This window comes from Piscirickettsia litoralis (assembly GCF_001720395.1).
GTDB lineage: Bacteria > Pseudomonadota > Gammaproteobacteria > Piscirickettsiales > Piscirickettsiaceae > Piscirickettsia > Piscirickettsia litoralis.
The window spans coordinates 27,525-43,115 of record NZ_MDTU01000007.1; the positions used below are offsets into that span (position 1 = coordinate 27,525).

Below are 15,591 nucleotides of genomic sequence, written 5' to 3' on the forward strand. Positions count from 1 at the left end.
AATACCTTTTGCGATTGATGATATTGAGGGTCATCTTAACGGCAAAAAGTCGGTCACTGGCTCATTAGTTAAGTGGTTCGGTGACTTATCAGAAATTAAAAAGGTAGCTTTAGAGTTAACAGGGATTGCAACCTCTTTAGGTGCTATTTATTTTGCTTATCGGAAAATCAGCAAATTAGGCAATGCTTTTAAGGGCTGGGCCACTAATAAGCTAGGTAAAGGAAAAATTGGCGGCCTTGAAAATATGGTGACTCACCTTGTTAATATCGAGGCCGCTGTGGTTAATGTTTATTCTAAAGATAAGAAAGGAGTCAACCCACTCGGCGAAGAGATTGGAGAGCGAGAAAAGGGTTCACCTAAAGGAAGAGAACCGAAGCCATCAAAAGAACCAATATCAAGATTTAGCAAGATAAAAAATATTGCTAAGGGGGTTTTCGGCACTGCAATTGCAGGCATTGGAGTTGTTGCAACAAATGCAAAAACCGCAGTTAAAGCCGTTGCAGGTGAGGCAATCACATCGTCGCGCTATGTTGGCTCGCAATTACTTGAGTTCGGAAAATTCGCAGGCGCAGACGGCCTGGGCGCTGTTTCAGCCGCATTTTATCCATCAAACACTTATGACAGCACTCACGCGGTTCAACACCTCCATAAAGTTGTTTGGCCAACGGTTGAAAATTTGCATCAAAATGCACTTTCTTTGACTTCGCCTGCTGCTTTGCAAAGCTCAATCACTCACAACAATACCCGTTCAACAAGCCACGAAGTCAATTTTTCACCTCAAAACACTTTTAGTTTTAACTTTAATGTCGCCGCCGGAACTACACGCGAACAAGCACAGTCGATGGCCCAAATTATTGAAGACACAGTGACAAAAATGCAAAACAAGCAGCACACGCAACTATTAGCACGATATACAAATAAGGAGTAAAAAGTGGGGGCTATATTAGAGCTAGGAAAACAATCTGTTTACATAGACACATTAAAATCAAAAAACGAAAAGTATCGAAATAAAGTTACTCAATTCCCAGTTGAAAGCGATCAAGACGGCTCTCAAAACAACCCAATTACAGATGATATTATCAATCAAAATGATGTAATAAACATCAAAGGGATTGTTTCTGGCTCTCCAATTGTTTTTATGGCAAGCCTTTCAACTTATTCAATTAATATCACTGACAGCATCAAAAAAGGGGAAATTGTAAAACAACAATTCACTTCTCCAAATGACGCAAAGAGACTATTAAAAGATTTTTCAAAAAGTGGGAAAACAATAAAACTGTCGATTGATGATGAGTATTTTGATAATGCAGCCATTGCAGACTTAGAGATTAAAAGCGATTCAGATACAGGTGACAGTTTATTTGTTGAGTTAAAACTTGAGATCATTAAAAAGGTTGTTAGTAAGACCACAACGGTTCCCGATAATATCGCCGACCAAAAGACTCAGGATGATAACTCAAAAAAAGCAGACCTAGGTCATGTAGCAGCAAAGCCTGTTGAAAAAGGAACATTTGAATATCAACTCGGTACAAAAGCAATAAGTTTTACTAAAGGTCTATTTTAAATGATAGAAATCCCTCTAAGCAGCAAATTACCAAACTACACACAAACAACCTCCCTAGAAGGCACCGCCTATCAGTTTGATGTGCGCTGGAACACGCGGGATGAAACTTGGCGTATTTCTATCGCTGACACGGACGGAAACCCTATTTTAAGCGGCTTAAAATTACTACCCTACTCCCCACTTATCCAAAGATACAAAATCGAAGGATTCATCGAAGGGGAGCTTATGGGTATTAACACTACAAATGAATTTGAACCACCCAATAGAAAAAATTTAGGCAGTGATTTTAAGCTGTTTTATTTATCCAAAGATGAGATCAATCAGTAAGGCACGATCATTCCAATCGTTCGCCGATGCTTGGTTATTTCTACGAAACAGCCTTGAGTTAGAAGCTTTGTCACCTCTTTTAAATTTTGCTGTAAATCTGATGCTGAAACTCTAACAACGCTTTCATCATTCTGATTAGTATATCTAGCAAATTTATCGCTGCTTTCCTTATTAAACATCATCTAAAACACCCCTGATTTAATATTACCTTAATAAAGCAAGTAAGCTATCACATTTCATCAATAAATATACAGAACATGTCACAGTAATTTTAAATGCAACAATTTAACCGCAAATGGTCCCTAAAAATCGGCGAAGCTGGTAAAACGGGCATAGAAATCACCGAACTGAATATCAAGTTTGATATTACTAAAACCGATGAAAGCTCAGATCAAAACAAAGCAAGCATTACCGTCTACAACTTAAACGACTCAGACATTAGCAGGCTAAAAAAAGGCTTAGCCTTGATATTGTCTGTTGCTTACGATGATCAACCGCTAGTCACATTATTTGCCGGACAAGTCAGTGGCTTTGATACACACAGAGAGCAAGCGAGTCGGGCAACACTTATTCAATGCAGTGATGGCTATATGCCACTCAAAGAAACGTTTTCATTCAGCACATTCCCATCGGGCACCAATGCCTTACAAGTGGCTCAAAGCTTAATTAAAGATTTAACGGCTGATGGTAGTATTTCTAAAAGCGAAATTACAGATCAAGACACGTTAACACGTCACATTTTCTCTAATGGTTATTATGTGGCTGGTTTAACCCGTGATGCGCTTCAAACACTACTCGGCTCGCTTTTTATGAAGTTCTCAATACAAGATGGCGTGATTTATATCAGTTCGGCACTGAGGACCAACACACAAAAGCAGGCGCTTTTATTAACGCCAGATACCGGCTTAATTGATTCGCCACGCATCACGGCATTTAATCCGAACGGTTTAGAGCGTGAAAACATACCGAATAACGGCCTGCAAATTACAAGTTTGGTCAATCCGCGCATTGTGCCTCATTCGATTGTCAAAGTTGAAACGCAACATATCAATAGCTTTTATCGAGTCAGCAAAATCAACCACAGAGGGGAAACCCTTGGCAAAAACTGGAAAACATTAGCAACATTAGAGGCAATCAACAATGAACACGCTTGAACAAGTCTTGCATGCGGCTTTAGAGTCACGCCTTTGTGATGTACACACGTCAATCCCTGGCCGTATTGCCTCCTATGACGCGAAAACACAAAAAGCAAACATTCAACCCGTCATTAAGAAAAAACTCCGTGACGGGCGTTCTTTTTCGATGCCAGTAATAACCGATATTCCTGTCATGTTTCCAAGCGCAGGCGGTGGGCTTTTATCTTTCCCAGCTAAGCAAGGCGACACCGGACTTTTATTTTTCTGTGAGCGCTCGATAGATCAGTGGATGACGGGCGACAATGACGAAGCTGAACCTCTGGGAAATCATAAGCACAACTATACAGATGCAGTATTTATCCCTGGCCTATACCCATACAGCCGCACGCTTAACGCTGATCCAGTAAATACCGAACTTAAATTCTCTGACAATCAGATTATTTTAAAACCCGATGGCAGCATCGTGATTAATGCACCCAAGCAAATCACAATCAATACAATCAACGCGAATATTAACGCAAGCCAACAACTCACGGTGACAGCACCGCTCAGTCAATTTAAAGGCAATGTAGCGATTACCGGTGACTTAACCACGCCTGCATTAACCGCAAGCGCAGGCTCTAAAGCCTCGAGCTTTTCAGGCGATGTTAAAACTTCAGGAGCAATTAATTGTGCTCAAACTATCACAGCGTCGAGCGATGTTGTCGGCGGTGGTATTAGTCTTAAATCTCATACTCACGGTGGGGTTGAGCCAGGCGGAGGGAAAACAAGCTCACCTCTTTAGCTTGCCGCCAAAACTTAACCCCTACCTAGAAAATAGCCTAATCCCAACCACAGGCAAACAACGCCTTTTAGTCGCCCAATATATTTGCAATAAATCTCACAAACTCGGCTTACCGTGTAAGCCTAAGGCTTTACTATGACCGACTTTTTACTTAATGATGATCACGATATTGATTTTAGCTCTCTATCGCTGCATTTAACTGACAGCCTAGCCCAACGCCTCAGCATTAAATTAAACACGTTTCAGGGCGAATGGTTTTTAGATGACACCGCAGGCATTCCCTACTTTCAAAATATCCTCGGTAATAAAGTTACCGCTGATGTTATCGATTCAATATTCAAAAAGGCCATTCTTGAAGAGAAAGACGTCAGTACAATTTTAGAGTTCACATCATCAATTGATAATGCAAAGCGAAAATACACTTACACCGCGCGAGTTTTATCCGCAGATAATACGGAGGTCGTAATTAGTGGCTAACAGTAGCTATTTAACTGACACGGGCCTGACACTGCCCACACAAGACGATATTGTGAACGACATGGTTGTAGATGCACAATCCTTGTGGGGTTCAGGAGTCCAGGCTGAGACGTATAAAGTGCTCGGCCAATTATTTAATATTGTTTCAGCGCAGCTCTATCAAATTTACCAACTGGGCGCTGCAACTTACGATGCTCAAAATGCGTATACAGCCCAGGATAAAAACTTAACTGACTGTTGCGCTCGTGTCGGCATTCAACGCCTTGGAGCGAATAAGTCCAATGCAAAATGTATTCTAACCGGTAACACGGGCGTGAGCATTCCAAAAGGCTCGCAAATCGCGGTAGAAAACACATCAAAGCTTTTTGAACTCACCAACGATCAAACTATCGGCTATAACAATGCGACCTTTCTGCAGGTTCTCGTAGCAACGCACATTCCAGGCAATAATTACTATCTCAATATTGATCAAGTCGAATACAGTTACATCGCAAAAGAAAGCGATACGGTTGACGACATTGCAGGAAAACTTGCCGCACAAATAAATACCACCTCTGATAAGCTCATGGCTTTCTTTAAAGGCTCAGGGGTTTTTACGGTTGAAGCCAATGACACACTCTCGACGTTCTCAACCGAACCCAGCGCAGGACTCAGTATAGAAAAATGCAGCATCATCGCCACAGTTGAAGCTATCGATTATGGCGTTGTCAGCGCACCAGAAAACAGCCTGACTGAAATTAAAACGCCCGTGTATGGCTGGGATAGCTCTACCAATCCAAGCGCAGCTATACTAGGCCGTGAAAAAGAATCCGATACTGAGATCCTTCTACGCAGAAATAGCAGCTTAAAGATTTTAGGCTCGGGTTCCGTCGATGCAATATCCGCTGCCGTTCGGCAATTAGACGGGGTGACAAACGCTTATGTGTTTCAAAACACCACAGACCAGACCGATGCAAATAACCTACCTCCTCATAGCATTAGCGCCATTGTACTCGGTGGCAATGAACAAGAAATTGCACAAACGATCTTTAACGAAAAATCGGGCGGTATTCCAACTTACGGCAGCATCGAACTCAAAGTCACCGACTCAAACGGTGATACGCAGCTTAGTCGCTTCTCACGCCCTACAGAAATACCGATTTATATCGACATTATTTTCGCTAAAGAAGATAAAGAGGCCATGCCTGCCGACATCAACTCAGCTATTCTGAATGCAGCCCTGGCTTACGGTAATACTTTAACTGTTAATGTCGATGTCATTCCTCAGCGTTTTGTTGCGGCAATTTATAAAGCAATTCCCGAAGGCATTGAATACATCGACCTCTCAATGAAAACCAACATTAATGACCCATGGAGCAAAAAGAAAATACCGATTGACCGCGTATCTATTGCAGTCTTTAAATCAGCGAATATCACAGTGAGAGAAGATGACGACGATCACCCCAATTGATCACAATGCACTGGCTTTAAGCCGCACCCTCGAACAATTCAAAGGCAAAGACAACTACACAAAACTAGTCCAGGTTTTAACTAATGCCTTACAGAGTTCAGAACAAACCTTCATCGACCTTTTAACCAAGCGCTATATTGATAACGCAACAGGAAAACAACTTGACGATGTCGGCTATGATGTCGGTTGCCAACGCAACGGCTTAAAAGATGACAATTACCGCCGCGCCATTTATTTGCAGATTGCAATTAACACAAGTCAGGGCCGCGAGCGTGATATCTCTTTCGTTGCAAAACAAATCACGGCCTCTTCTGTCATCCAATTTCGAGAAAACAACCACGGCCCAGCCCAGGTGCAAGTCTTTTTCGACGGCGAAAACGCAACGCCTAGCAATATGCAACTTGTCGCGCAAGTGATTGGGGGTGGCATTCAATACTACGGACTCACAACACAAGGCGGCAGCCCCTTCGGCTTTGATGATATCTCGAGCGGCTTTGATGACGGCCGTGTTACCGCAGAATTTTTACTTAATTAAACAGGAACACTATGAGTTTAGAACGTCCAACAACTTACCCCGATTTCGCTATGAAAGATTGCACCGATCCGATTAGCGGCCAGCCCAACGTTGAAGAAATTCCACAAAAGCTTATCGACTACGGTTATGCATTCAGAGATAAGCCAGAGTTTAATAAATTCAATTATATTTTCCGCAGTGTCGCGCAGTGGATCCGTTACGTTGATGAAGTCACGCAGTCTTTCGGCTATCTGCCATTTAATTTTGGCAAAGACGCAACGACGACAACAGGCCTCATTTTTGGTTATCTTCAAGGCTCAGTCACGCAAAACAATGAAAGCATTACCGTGCCAGCCGGAACCGTTACACTCACTGCAAATAAAACAAATATCGTCTATGTTGATTTAACTGATACCAAAGTCAAAGCAACAACTTCACCGCTTTCTGACGATGCAAATGATGTGGAGCTATACGATATCACCACAGACGCAACCCAAATCACTAACATCGTCGATAAGCGCACATGGATAAACGAAACAGCTTCACATCAAATCAATTGGGGTAATTCTAGCGTTGCGGTTAAAAGTCAAAACGGCGAGGTTGATGTTAATGTCGCTGGCTCTACGGTATTTAAAGCAACTAACTCGCTAGTTATTTCTAACAACCCATTTAAACCTCAATCAGGATTAGTTTTTGCTGATAACACCACACAAAACACAGCCGCTTATAATTTACCTAACTACGACGGAACAGCACGCGCACTTTCACCGGATGACGATCTAAACAACTTATTCAAAACGGGCATCTATTGTGGCGTTCCTAAGAATAACCCCGTCAACGACCAAGACCCAGGCGGTGAATGGTTTAATTTTTTCATCATGGGGGACGGCAAAAATTCTGCTTCTCAATTTGCTATTCCGTGGTCAAACTTGTCTCGTGGCGTTTCTGTTAGAACAACACAAAGCGGAGCAGACGGCTGGTCAGAATGGGAACAACTCAATACACAAGATAAGATTTATAGCGCCGGAAAATCACAAGTCAGCTTCGACAGCAGTAACGCCATTTGTTTTTATTATGAGAATAAAAAAGTAGCATCGATTAATAACAACGGCCTAACATTTAGCGATGGCAGCACTCAAAAAGTAGCATCGCCTGCGGTTGCTAAAGATTACAACGGAGTTACTTGTGGTATTTATGTTGATAGCCTTGGCGATTGGAATCTAGTAAATCAAACAGGTTTCTTTGTCTGTACAAACACCTCAATGAAAAATGGACCGACTCTAACATCAACTAAAGGCCATTGGTGGACGTGTCACGTTGTGCGCGTGCCTAATTCATCAGATTTAACCCAAACAATTACCAGCCTAGCAACAGACGACACAGCCCCAACTTTTGTACGGCAATACACCGCTGGGTGTGGTTGGACTTCTTGGCAGCGCATCGATTATTCAATGGTCGCTAATGATGCCCGAACAATTAATATTGCAAATGGTGATGCAAACAACTTTAAAGATAAAGCAGCGCATTACTCAGGAACCAGTACAGGCTGGAAAAACGCCCCTTCAAATTTAGGCATCTTGTCAGTTTATCCGTACAGCGACAACCCAGGATGTTATCAGGAATTTGTTGGTTTTGAAGATGGCAGCTACTCAAGTCATAACAAATATTGCCGCATGCTGGCACGTGATGGCAAAACCTGGTCAGATTGGATTTTAATCACGCCGCAACTTGTCACTAAAGAACAATACTGCAACAACATATACAACTGGAATGGCGCAACTAAAACTCAATTCATACGCTCATACAGCGCACAAAATCAGCCAGTTGGAGGGAATGTATTCTTTACAGGTATTAACCTTTTCCTTGATGACAAACAACACAAGGTCACAGGCCAGCTTGCAATTAGAGACAACGGAGAAACCTTTACACGCGCTCAAGTTATTTCTAGCTCAGACAACCCAGCAGATAAAAATTACAGTCAATGGCTGCGCAACGATAACTCACCTAGCGGAATTAAAAGCGATACTTTAAACCGTACACAAAACAAAGACGGTTCTCTGCAAGTTGAAGTTAAAAAAGCATCTCAATCTGATGTCGAATCAGGCACAGACACCAATTCGTTTATTACTCCCGAAGTGCTACATGATTTTTTAAATCAAGCAAAATTTAGTGATAAACGTAACGGCTACCTTCGTCTACCTGATTGGCTCGGTGGCTTTTTAGTGCAATGGGGACTACTCGACATGCCTAAAGAGGGTTCAACAGAAACATTCCCCATAGAGTTTTCTTCTGTATACAGCGTAACAGCTACAAAAATCAGTACGCCAAATCCTAACGCTGGACGTTTTAACACCTCAATATACAACATTAGCAAAACACAGTTTACAGTGGCTTTTGATGTCGGAGGTGTGGGGGGTACAGCTTTCGACGATCTCACAGGGGTTTACGGGGTGAGCTGGCTAGCAATTGGCAAGTAGCCCCTAAAAAAGGCCCGTGTGGGCCTTTATCATAAAATAGCATCTAAGGCTTCTTGTATCTGTTCTTTTTGCTTTCTAGTAAGCTTCTTTGACTTCACGACAAAGCCACTGTCTGTATACCTTAAATCAGCCTTTTCGGACTTAAAAACATAACGCTCGATTTTCTTCTTGGGTTGCTTCTCAGGAGGGTTAACCTTGCGGTCTACTCTCAAAATAAAACCCTTCCAGTCAAGAACTCGGTCTTTATTTTCCTCTGTCCCTACTCGGGACAGCAGGTCAGAACTATCCCTTGTCCCGACTCGGGACAACTTAGCAGATAAAGAAATAATAGCCTCTTCATAATAATCACTTTGGGGGTTGCTTTTTTTTGTGCGCTGCGCCAGCTCTTCAATTTGAGAAGCGCCGAGTATTTCCATGGGTAGAGATTCTCTAACATTTTCGGGGATGTTCTCAACTTGCAGTAAACGACCAGCTTGAGTTTTACTTACCTTAAACTGTTTTGAAAAAGCCCTGATGCTTCTAATGTTGAACATCTTCATGTATTCAAGGTAGGTTAAAGCTTTATCATAGTCACACAAATCAACTCTTTGTTCATTTTCTGCAATAATTGTTTGGGCAGCTTCTTCGTCAGAGCATTCAATTACACGTACTAAAAGCGGCTCTTTATTAATCTTCGCTGCTTCATAACGGCACTCACCAGAGATTAATTCATAACCTCCATCGGTAGACTCTCTAACAACACATGCATTAATTTGTCTTTTGCCTTCCATACTAGAAGCTAAGCTTTTTATTGCATTGCTGTCTTTGATTTTACGATCAATTTTAATGTCGGCTATTTTAATCTCAGGAGTAGGTGCCCATAACTCACGACTAAAAACAGTTGCCTCAACAAAATCTTCTACGCCTTTAAGCTCTGATTTTTTCTTTTTGCTTCGTTTTCTTACTACGGCCATTTTTCTTGCCTTTAAATAAATTGATTATATAGTCAGTAAATGCAACAAACTCAGCTTTTGCTTTTTTATCCCTCAATTCTGTAATTCCTTTCCCTGAACTAGAACTTTCCACATAGGCATCACGAGAGTAAAGAAAACCGCTATACAAGTTTATATCATCATCGTCGTTCAGTGCTTCTATAAGCTCTAATGCTTTTTTGCTTTTACTGTTAGGGTTCACCATATTCAAGATATAAACTGTTTTGAGTTTATCATTGCCTATAGATTGGGCATCATCAACTATTTCAGTCATACCTTCAATTACATCAAGATCATATTGAGATTGACGCATTGGAATCACTGCCAGGTCAGCAACAACCAGTGACTGACGCATTTCCGTACTATCCTGACCACCAGTATCAATTACTACATAATCAAACTGCTTTGACAAACCCAAAGCTTCATGTTTAATTTTTCCAATTTTTTGGACATGTTTTATTTTGGGTAAGCCTTCTTCATCAAGCCTAGTATCAGCCCACAAACTTGCACTAAATTGTGGGTCTGAGTCTAAAAGTGCGACTGTAAACCCTGCTTGCGTTAAGGATACAGCTAAAGATGTTGCAATTGTTGATTTACCCACACCACCCTTGCTACAAGCTATAGTAATAACAGGCATATATTCACCCTCAAATTTAAATTTCTACTAATAGTATCAGACATTTTCAACAAAAAAATTAACGCAGTTTAAAATATTTTTTATTTGCGCTCAAGAAAAAAGGGCCGAAGCCCTCAATTCGTATTGCATGAACCGTGATCATCTAGCCGATGATAGCATCGTTTTAGATTGATACCTCTAGCCCTTGCTAGTCTAAATGCGGTTTTACGTGCATCGGCTCGGTGGTAGTTACTACAAAACTGGATTGACTTAATCCTACCTTTAGCGAAATATTGCAAAGTATATTTGTGCATATCCATCACAACCCCTATTGATTCTCTAAAATCAAATTTAAATCGGTGACGTTACTTTGTTTCGGCTCTAAGGTAGGGGAGTTAATATCTTTCACCTCGTAATCCTCAGCTTCTTCTCTAGGCATAAACCCACAAAGCGCATCGGCGAAAACATCACGCAATGCCCAAGAGCGTGCCCTCATTTGCAACATTCTTCGTGTGTATTGTTTCCAAGGTCCACGACCTAAAAGCCCAGCCTGTTCTGCATCTTGCATTGAAAAATAGCGCACTTGCTCATCTTGGCCTTTTCTTTTCACCTTGCACCAGCAAAGTTTTTTCGATTCGTCATAGCCCTCTTTCACTGATTCGCAATCTGGATGAGAACGAACAATCGCCATTAATGCGTCACCATAGACTGTAGGCTTACCATTGATCACTGCGATATTTTGTATTGCTTGCATCGGTTGCAAACCAATTTCTGCGCCCATCTGCATTGCAATAAAAACGTCATTTGTTTTACCTCGATAAGAGCTAGGGCATAAACCAGACTGTGCAATCATTTCTGCAAACTGTAATGCACCTTCAAAACTAGTTGGTGCAAGCGAAAACGTTTTATTTTGTGTTTGCATTTCCATTTATCTAACTCCCATAATTTTATTTAATTCGTACTTAGGCACTTCCAGATCAGTAATTTTGCTACCATAGGCAAACTCTTCTAATGATTTATCTCCAGCCTGCCACTGCTTATAACGCTCTAGCGCATTGCAACATAATTGCAGTCCATAACTATGCGCCTCAGAACCCCACTCGATTTTGTGATAAGCAACATAACCAGTTGCTTTATGAATGGCGCAAAACACAAAAGGCCGTTCCATTCCTGTCTGTTGCGCTATGACATGCATGTAAAGTGCTGCGCTTAGGTAATAACCAAGATCGACAGCAGTTCGAGAAAACCGCTCCACTGAAACCTCATCACGGCAAGTTTTAATATCGACAATTGCGGCAGGGTGCAAATAGTCCGCCCTGACACGCACAGGAACGCCCTCTAATTCGCCGAAAACGCTCAACTCAGGCTTTCCCCCAGATAAAAGCACTTTGCTCATCCTGTGGCTTTCTATAGCTTTTGCTAGAAATTGGGCTTGTTCCATCATTGCAGGGGTCACGAACTCTTTGCCTACATGCTGGCGCTCATACTTCTCTTGCATCAAACAAAGCACTGGCGCATCTTGATCTTTTTCTTTGAGCAGTTCCAGCAACTCATCTTTTTTAAGCTTCGACGGATGATTATGAAGCTCTTTGTCTCGGATATAAGCCCTTATATCGTCAACTTTGCTTAAAGCATTTTTAGGGGCCATAAAAGGCTCAGCATAGCGTTTGCTTACCTCTTCTGGCTCTAACACTAAGGCATGAACCAAATTACCTAGGCGCATACAATCGATGGTTTCTTTTGGGTTCTCTTGATCATCGCGCCAGTGTCGAATTGATTTATTAATTAACTTAAGCTGACTACTGCTTAACTCAGGCCGTGCGTGATATTCATCAATCGGCATACCCTCGATAACCTTTGCACCAGCCCAATCAATTTGCTCTTCTTTTGTTGCGTACATTTTAAATACTCCCTAGAAGGGGCCGAAGCCCCACAAATTAAGCGGCTGTTGCAAGGATTGCAGTGGTTTCGATCATATCTACCGCATGCTCTGCATCTTCACAGTGTTTGTATTGGTAGTAACGCTTAAATAAATCGCCGTACTCTTCTAAGCCTTCTTTGATTAATTCCAATTCAACTAGTGTATTTTCAGAACCGAAGTGTTGAGTTTTAGGCAGGGGAGCATTGATACAAGAAACGACTTCATAATCTAGCTCATAAAACACTGCATTAAATGAAGTACGAAAATCAAAAGCCTCATCTTTCGCAGCTTCAAAATCGATGTTAATGCAATTTCCAGCGTGATCTAAAAGCTGCTTTAACATGCTGTCTACTGTGTCTAGTTCAATCGTAAAAGTGCGATCTGGTTGACTTACGAACTCGATAACCGCTTGCGCTTTATTTTCTTTAGACATGACTTATCCCTCAAAAATGAATTTGTAAAACTAAAAACTGAAAAGTAAGTAATTAATTCAGGCGAATACTTCTCGCTGAACTAAGGCCCGTTTTTACGATTCGATATTGAGAAATAGGGTTGTCTAATTTTTTAAGAATACGACTAATCGCAGGGATAGAGTGGCCGATATGACTCTCAAGCATGCCGAGCATGACTTCAAGGTCGCGGATGTCAGTGCTAGAGAGTTGGTAGTAAGGTTCGTCAGATTTGACGGATGCAGGTAAATTGGACATAATTTCCTCGCTTATATTGTCACGATATGGGTCGTTGCTAGTTCAAAGTTTCGACGCAGCGAACTAGTAACGTTATTTTTCAAATAACTTCAAGACTAAATATCCCTTCAAGCTATGTCTCTATTATGGTACAAATCGTTTCCAATGTCAATTATTATTTTGACTAATTAGAGACTTAATGTATTCTTACGGTAACGATAAGTGTCTGGAACAGTAAAGTGAACAAAATAAAAACAGCATATAATATAAATAATGGAAAAATTGCGATCATTAGAGCACTTCACAGGCTAAATTATGATGAAATATCAAAAATAACAGGATACTCAGCCGGAACAATAAAATCATGGTTTGCTGATCCAGATAAGCCTGGTTATAGAAAAGCTCCAGACGATGCTTACAAAAAACTTCATGCAAAATATTCAATGGAAGTAGAGTAAAGATAAATATCACTCGGTATCCAGCGCCAACTTTATACCGAGCGATTGCCTAAAACTATTAACCAAAGGCTATTAAATTATGACCATCGACACAGGTGATGTAAAGGGAAACCATCATTTTCGTCAATTTTCAGTAGATTTCATTCGACGCACAGATATAAGCACTGGAGCACAAATAATGTATATGCGCTGGTCTTGCAATGCAGATGACTTTATTCAATCAATACCAGGATATGTTAAGCAATTCAAAACGTCAGAAAAGCTGACTCAAAAGTACATCAAAGAATTAATAGCCGCAGGATTACTAATCAAGTTTGATATACGACACTGTTATGATAAAAAACCGCAAGCTCTCATTGCATATAAAACCGTAGAAAAGCCAGTCAAAGACTCTAAACCTATCAGGGTATACTTAGAGCGAAAGCCAGATAGTGAGAAAGATAAGTTTTTGCTAATTAAGCAAGCTATAGCTAGCTTCCAACAGAAAAGCGATTTTTGGATATCTGATAACAAACAGAAAGTCGATTTTAGCATAGCTGTTAAAAGCCCTGAAACCGTTGATATTTCTTACCCTGAACAGAAAGTCGATTATCAGCTAGCTGAAAAAGTGCCCCTAAGTACTAATAAATATAAAGTAACTAATAAAATAGTAAGTAGTAGTAAAGAGCTTCACGAAGAAGAAAGCACTTTTAAAATCACAGAAAAAGCACTACAACTACTAACAAACAAAAATCTGGATGTTGAGAAAGAAGTAAAGGCTTTTGATAAGTACAATGGTCACCTTAGGGGTGATAGGAAACCTAATGCCAGCAAGCTGTTTGAGTTGTGGTGCGAGAAAGCACGGATTGAGCCTGAGAAAAAGGTGAGGAGGGTGACTAATCCACTGTCGCAGAGTTATTATCATGAACAAAAATCAGTTAATGAAGATGATTGCCTTGGTGAAAGCAATATTATTGATGTAAATTGATACGAAGGAAGTTTAAAAGGCAAGAAAAGGAACATGAAAACCAAACTTATTTATACGTGCACTTTCATCACTTTTTTCAGTTCTGTATACGCTAACCCCGTTCAAAGTTATTATAAAATGCTGGATGCTAACAATACAAAGTACAGTCTAAGGACGCACTCTCAACAATATTTAGCAGGAGTACTCACTGGATATTTATTATCGATTCGCACCGCTATAGCAATGCATTTGGCAACTGACAAACAATTAATAACATCTAAAACATATGCAAACAAAGTGCTAAAAGAGACTGAAGGTCAGATACTACTAAAAAAATCAAAGCTGCAAAAAGACCTGAGCTTATCAATTAATGAGCAGAACTTTTTAATCTCAGCTGCAACTTCAATTTATCTAAAAGAGCTGGTTAGGCATAAAGTTATTACTAAAACCGATGCTTGGAATATTGCTTCGAGTATTTTGGGCTTTTATGGTAAACACCCTGGGCAAAAAAAAACCTCTAATAACAAGCTACTGTCAAAAAGTCATTACTTTGAAGATAAAGAAATAAGTGGTAGTCTGCTAGTTTTGAATTAAGGGCATTAGTACCAATTGAAGCAAAAAACAACATAGATTAGGTCTAAAAGAAAAAATGAAAGCAATATATTTCTAGTAATCAATTTCTTTCAACAGAGTTATTTTTTATGGATTTAAGCCCAAATAAGATATGGACCCCTAAAGAATGGGAGTCTCATGTTAATGACCTTTTAAGAGAACGATACACACCAGCTTATTATATCCCAATTCCAGATCAGGATAGAGGTGATGGTGGCATTGAGGGGTTTTCAATGGATGGATATGTTTACCAAATGTATTGTCCTGATGGCCCAGTAGAAATGAGTAAATTATATACTAAGCAACGGAGCAAGATGTCCCAAGATATTAAAAAATTCATCACTAATAAGGAGAAAATGATAAATTTCTTTGGTGATTTAAAAATAAAGCGTTGGATACTTATAGTACCTGAACACAAGGATAGGCTCGCTGTAAACAGCTCGCGACTTTCGGAAGTCCGTGCTAATACCCATCACTTTACCTCTTATTAACTCATATTTACCTTGTTAGATCCGGCCGAACCTTTTATCCTAATTCGCTGTTTAATATGGTAATTAGTTCTCGATGGTTATCCGGCGAAAGAAAGGTGAAACCTATCAAATTCAATTCACACTGAAGCATGTGCTTCAGTATCGAAGTGCTTGGTGCAAGG

At 40.5% G+C, this 15,591-nt stretch carries 20 protein-coding genes; 13 read left to right on the plus strand and 7 right to left on the minus strand.

Annotation, left to right across the window (positions count from 1 at the left end; all coding sequences use genetic code 11):
- The 3 genes from BGC07_RS18155 to BGC07_RS18165 all read left to right on the plus strand — a co-directional run.
- A partial coding sequence (locus tag BGC07_RS18155; protein ID WP_158007024.1) for a hypothetical protein occupies positions 1–928 on the plus strand: 928 nt, incomplete at its 5' end.
- 3 nt (positions 929–931) lie between these two features.
- Positions 932–1,564: a phage baseplate protein gene (locus BGC07_RS18160; protein WP_069314474.1), complete on the plus strand. Its 633-nt coding sequence runs from the start codon at positions 932–934 to the stop codon at positions 1,562–1,564.
- The gene (locus BGC07_RS18165; protein ID WP_069314475.1) at positions 1,565–1,891 is read left to right on the plus strand and encodes a phage baseplate plug family protein; all 327 of its coding nucleotides are present in this window, start codon (positions 1,565–1,567) and stop codon (positions 1,889–1,891) included. It begins immediately after the preceding gene.
- Here BGC07_RS18165 and BGC07_RS18170 read toward each other — a convergent pair.
- Complete coding sequence (locus tag BGC07_RS18170) at positions 1,885–2,073, minus strand: hypothetical protein (RefSeq protein ID WP_235603486.1); 189 nt, start codon at positions 2,071–2,073, stop codon at positions 1,885–1,887. The genes BGC07_RS18165 and BGC07_RS18170 overlap by 7 nt on opposite strands.
- Positions 2,074–2,166: 93 nt before the next feature.
- Between BGC07_RS18170 and BGC07_RS18175 the strand changes: the two genes are divergently transcribed.
- The 6 genes from BGC07_RS18175 (at position 2,167) to BGC07_RS18200 (ending at position 8,729) form a co-directional block, all read left to right on the plus strand.
- Positions 2,167–3,045 carry a phage protein gene (locus BGC07_RS18175; protein ID WP_069314476.1) on the plus strand — a complete coding sequence of 293 codons (879 nt, stop codon included), beginning with the start codon at positions 2,167–2,169 and terminating at the stop codon, positions 3,043–3,045.
- Entirely contained in the window at positions 3,032–3,811 is a 780-nt protein-coding gene (locus BGC07_RS18180) for a Gp138 family membrane-puncturing spike protein (RefSeq protein ID WP_069314477.1), read from the plus strand. The genes BGC07_RS18175 and BGC07_RS18180 overlap by 14 nt, the downstream gene beginning before the upstream one ends.
- A gap of 135 nt (positions 3,812–3,946) precedes the next feature.
- Positions 3,947–4,288 (plus strand): hypothetical protein, encoded by a 342-nt coding sequence (locus tag BGC07_RS18185; protein WP_069314478.1) that lies wholly within the window; start codon positions 3,947–3,949, stop codon positions 4,286–4,288.
- The gene (locus BGC07_RS18190) at positions 4,281–5,738 is read left to right on the plus strand and encodes a baseplate J/gp47 family protein (RefSeq protein WP_069314479.1); all 1,458 of its coding nucleotides are present in this window, start codon (positions 4,281–4,283) and stop codon (positions 5,736–5,738) included. The genes BGC07_RS18185 and BGC07_RS18190 overlap by 8 nt, the downstream gene beginning before the upstream one ends.
- On the plus strand, positions 5,716–6,273 hold the full coding sequence (locus BGC07_RS18195; protein ID WP_069314480.1) for a DUF2612 domain-containing protein: 558 nt from the start codon (positions 5,716–5,718) through the stop codon (positions 6,271–6,273). Before BGC07_RS18190 ends, BGC07_RS18195 begins: the two co-directional genes overlap by 23 nt.
- Positions 6,274–6,284: 11 nt before the next feature.
- Complete coding sequence (locus tag BGC07_RS18200) at positions 6,285–8,729, plus strand: gp53-like domain-containing protein (protein WP_069314481.1); 2,445 nt, start codon at positions 6,285–6,287, stop codon at positions 8,727–8,729.
- A gap of 29 nt (positions 8,730–8,758) precedes the next feature.
- On the opposite strand, the gene BGC07_RS18205 is transcribed toward BGC07_RS18200, so the two are convergent.
- The 6 genes from BGC07_RS18205 to BGC07_RS18230 all read right to left on the minus strand — a co-directional run bounded on the left by BGC07_RS18205 (position 8,759) and on the right by BGC07_RS18230 (position 12,944).
- On the minus strand, positions 8,759–9,682 hold the full coding sequence (locus tag BGC07_RS18205) for a ParB/RepB/Spo0J family partition protein (RefSeq protein ID WP_069314482.1): 924 nt from the start codon (positions 9,680–9,682) through the stop codon (positions 8,759–8,761).
- Positions 9,636–10,337 carry an AAA family ATPase gene (locus BGC07_RS18210; protein WP_069314483.1) on the minus strand — a complete coding sequence of 234 codons (702 nt, stop codon included), beginning with the start codon at positions 10,335–10,337 and terminating at the stop codon, positions 9,636–9,638. The genes BGC07_RS18205 and BGC07_RS18210 overlap by 47 nt, the downstream gene beginning before the upstream one ends.
- Before the next feature lie 307 nt (positions 10,338–10,644).
- On the minus strand, positions 10,645–11,244 hold the full coding sequence (locus BGC07_RS18215) for a recombinase RecT (RefSeq protein ID WP_069314484.1): 600 nt from the start codon (positions 11,242–11,244) through the stop codon (positions 10,645–10,647).
- Entirely contained in the window at positions 11,245–12,216 is a 972-nt protein-coding gene (locus tag BGC07_RS18220) for a PD-(D/E)XK nuclease-like domain-containing protein (RefSeq protein ID WP_069314485.1), read from the minus strand. It abuts the gene before it with no gap.
- Positions 12,217–12,253: 37 nt separating this feature from the next.
- A complete protein-coding gene (locus tag BGC07_RS18225) occupies positions 12,254–12,670 on the minus strand; it encodes a hypothetical protein (RefSeq protein WP_069314486.1) in 417 nt (138 codons plus the stop codon).
- A 52-nt stretch (positions 12,671–12,722) separates the two neighbouring features.
- Entirely contained in the window at positions 12,723–12,944 is a 222-nt protein-coding gene (locus BGC07_RS18230; RefSeq protein ID WP_069314487.1) for a hypothetical protein, read from the minus strand.
- 218 nt (positions 12,945–13,162) lie between these two features.
- Between BGC07_RS18230 and BGC07_RS18235 the strand changes: the two genes are divergently transcribed.
- The 4 genes from BGC07_RS18235 (at position 13,163) to BGC07_RS18250 (ending at position 15,430) form a co-directional block, all read left to right on the plus strand.
- Entirely contained in the window at positions 13,163–13,381 is a 219-nt protein-coding gene (locus BGC07_RS18235) for a hypothetical protein (RefSeq protein WP_069314488.1), read from the plus strand.
- 79 nt (positions 13,382–13,460) lie between these two features.
- A complete protein-coding gene (locus tag BGC07_RS18240; protein WP_069314489.1) occupies positions 13,461–14,348 on the plus strand; it encodes a hypothetical protein in 888 nt (295 codons plus the stop codon).
- A 33-nt stretch (positions 14,349–14,381) separates the two neighbouring features.
- Positions 14,382–14,921: a hypothetical protein gene (locus tag BGC07_RS18245; protein WP_069314490.1), complete on the plus strand. Its 540-nt coding sequence runs from the start codon at positions 14,382–14,384 to the stop codon at positions 14,919–14,921.
- Between the two features lie 107 nt (positions 14,922–15,028).
- The gene (locus BGC07_RS18250) at positions 15,029–15,430 is read left to right on the plus strand and encodes a hypothetical protein (protein WP_069314491.1); all 402 of its coding nucleotides are present in this window, start codon (positions 15,029–15,031) and stop codon (positions 15,428–15,430) included.
- Positions 15,431–15,591: the final 161 nt, after the last annotated feature.

Excerpts from the sequence above, each read along its gene's own strand:
- BGC07_RS18200 (WP_069314481.1), top strand. The coding sequence starts at position 6,285 with ATGAGTTTAGAACGTCCAACAACTTACCCCGATTTCGCTATGAAAGAT.
- BGC07_RS18215 (WP_069314484.1), bottom strand. The coding sequence starts at position 11,244 with ATGGAAATGCAAACACAAAATAAAACGTTTTCGCTTGCACCAACTAGT.
- BGC07_RS18245 (WP_069314490.1), top strand. The coding sequence starts at position 14,382 with ATGAAAACCAAACTTATTTATACGTGCACTTTCATCACTTTTTTCAGT.
- BGC07_RS18210 (WP_069314483.1), bottom strand. The coding sequence starts at position 10,337 with ATGCCTGTTATTACTATAGCTTGTAGCAAGGGTGGTGTGGGTAAATCA.
- BGC07_RS18180 (WP_069314477.1), top strand. The coding sequence starts at position 3,032 with ATGAACACGCTTGAACAAGTCTTGCATGCGGCTTTAGAGTCACGCCTT.
- BGC07_RS18220 (WP_069314485.1), bottom strand. The coding sequence starts at position 12,216 with ATGTACGCAACAAAAGAAGAGCAAATTGATTGGGCTGGTGCAAAGGTT.
- BGC07_RS18170 (WP_235603486.1), bottom strand. The coding sequence starts at position 2,073 with ATGATGTTTAATAAGGAAAGCAGCGATAAATTTGCTAGATATACTAAT.
- BGC07_RS18250 (WP_069314491.1), top strand. The coding sequence starts at position 15,029 with ATGGATTTAAGCCCAAATAAGATATGGACCCCTAAAGAATGGGAGTCT.
- BGC07_RS18240 (WP_069314489.1), top strand. The coding sequence starts at position 13,461 with ATGACCATCGACACAGGTGATGTAAAGGGAAACCATCATTTTCGTCAA.
- BGC07_RS18225 (WP_069314486.1), bottom strand. The coding sequence starts at position 12,670 with ATGTCTAAAGAAAATAAAGCGCAAGCGGTTATCGAGTTCGTAAGTCAA.
- BGC07_RS18195 (WP_069314480.1), top strand. The coding sequence starts at position 5,716 with ATGACGACGATCACCCCAATTGATCACAATGCACTGGCTTTAAGCCGC.
- BGC07_RS18175 (WP_069314476.1), top strand. The coding sequence starts at position 2,167 with ATGCAACAATTTAACCGCAAATGGTCCCTAAAAATCGGCGAAGCTGGT.
- BGC07_RS18205 (WP_069314482.1), bottom strand. The coding sequence starts at position 9,682 with ATGGCCGTAGTAAGAAAACGAAGCAAAAAGAAAAAATCAGAGCTTAAA.
- BGC07_RS18165 (WP_069314475.1), top strand. The coding sequence starts at position 1,565 with ATGATAGAAATCCCTCTAAGCAGCAAATTACCAAACTACACACAAACA.
- BGC07_RS18230 (WP_069314487.1), bottom strand. The coding sequence starts at position 12,944 with ATGTCCAATTTACCTGCATCCGTCAAATCTGACGAACCTTACTACCAA.
- BGC07_RS18185 (WP_069314478.1), top strand. The coding sequence starts at position 3,947 with ATGACCGACTTTTTACTTAATGATGATCACGATATTGATTTTAGCTCT.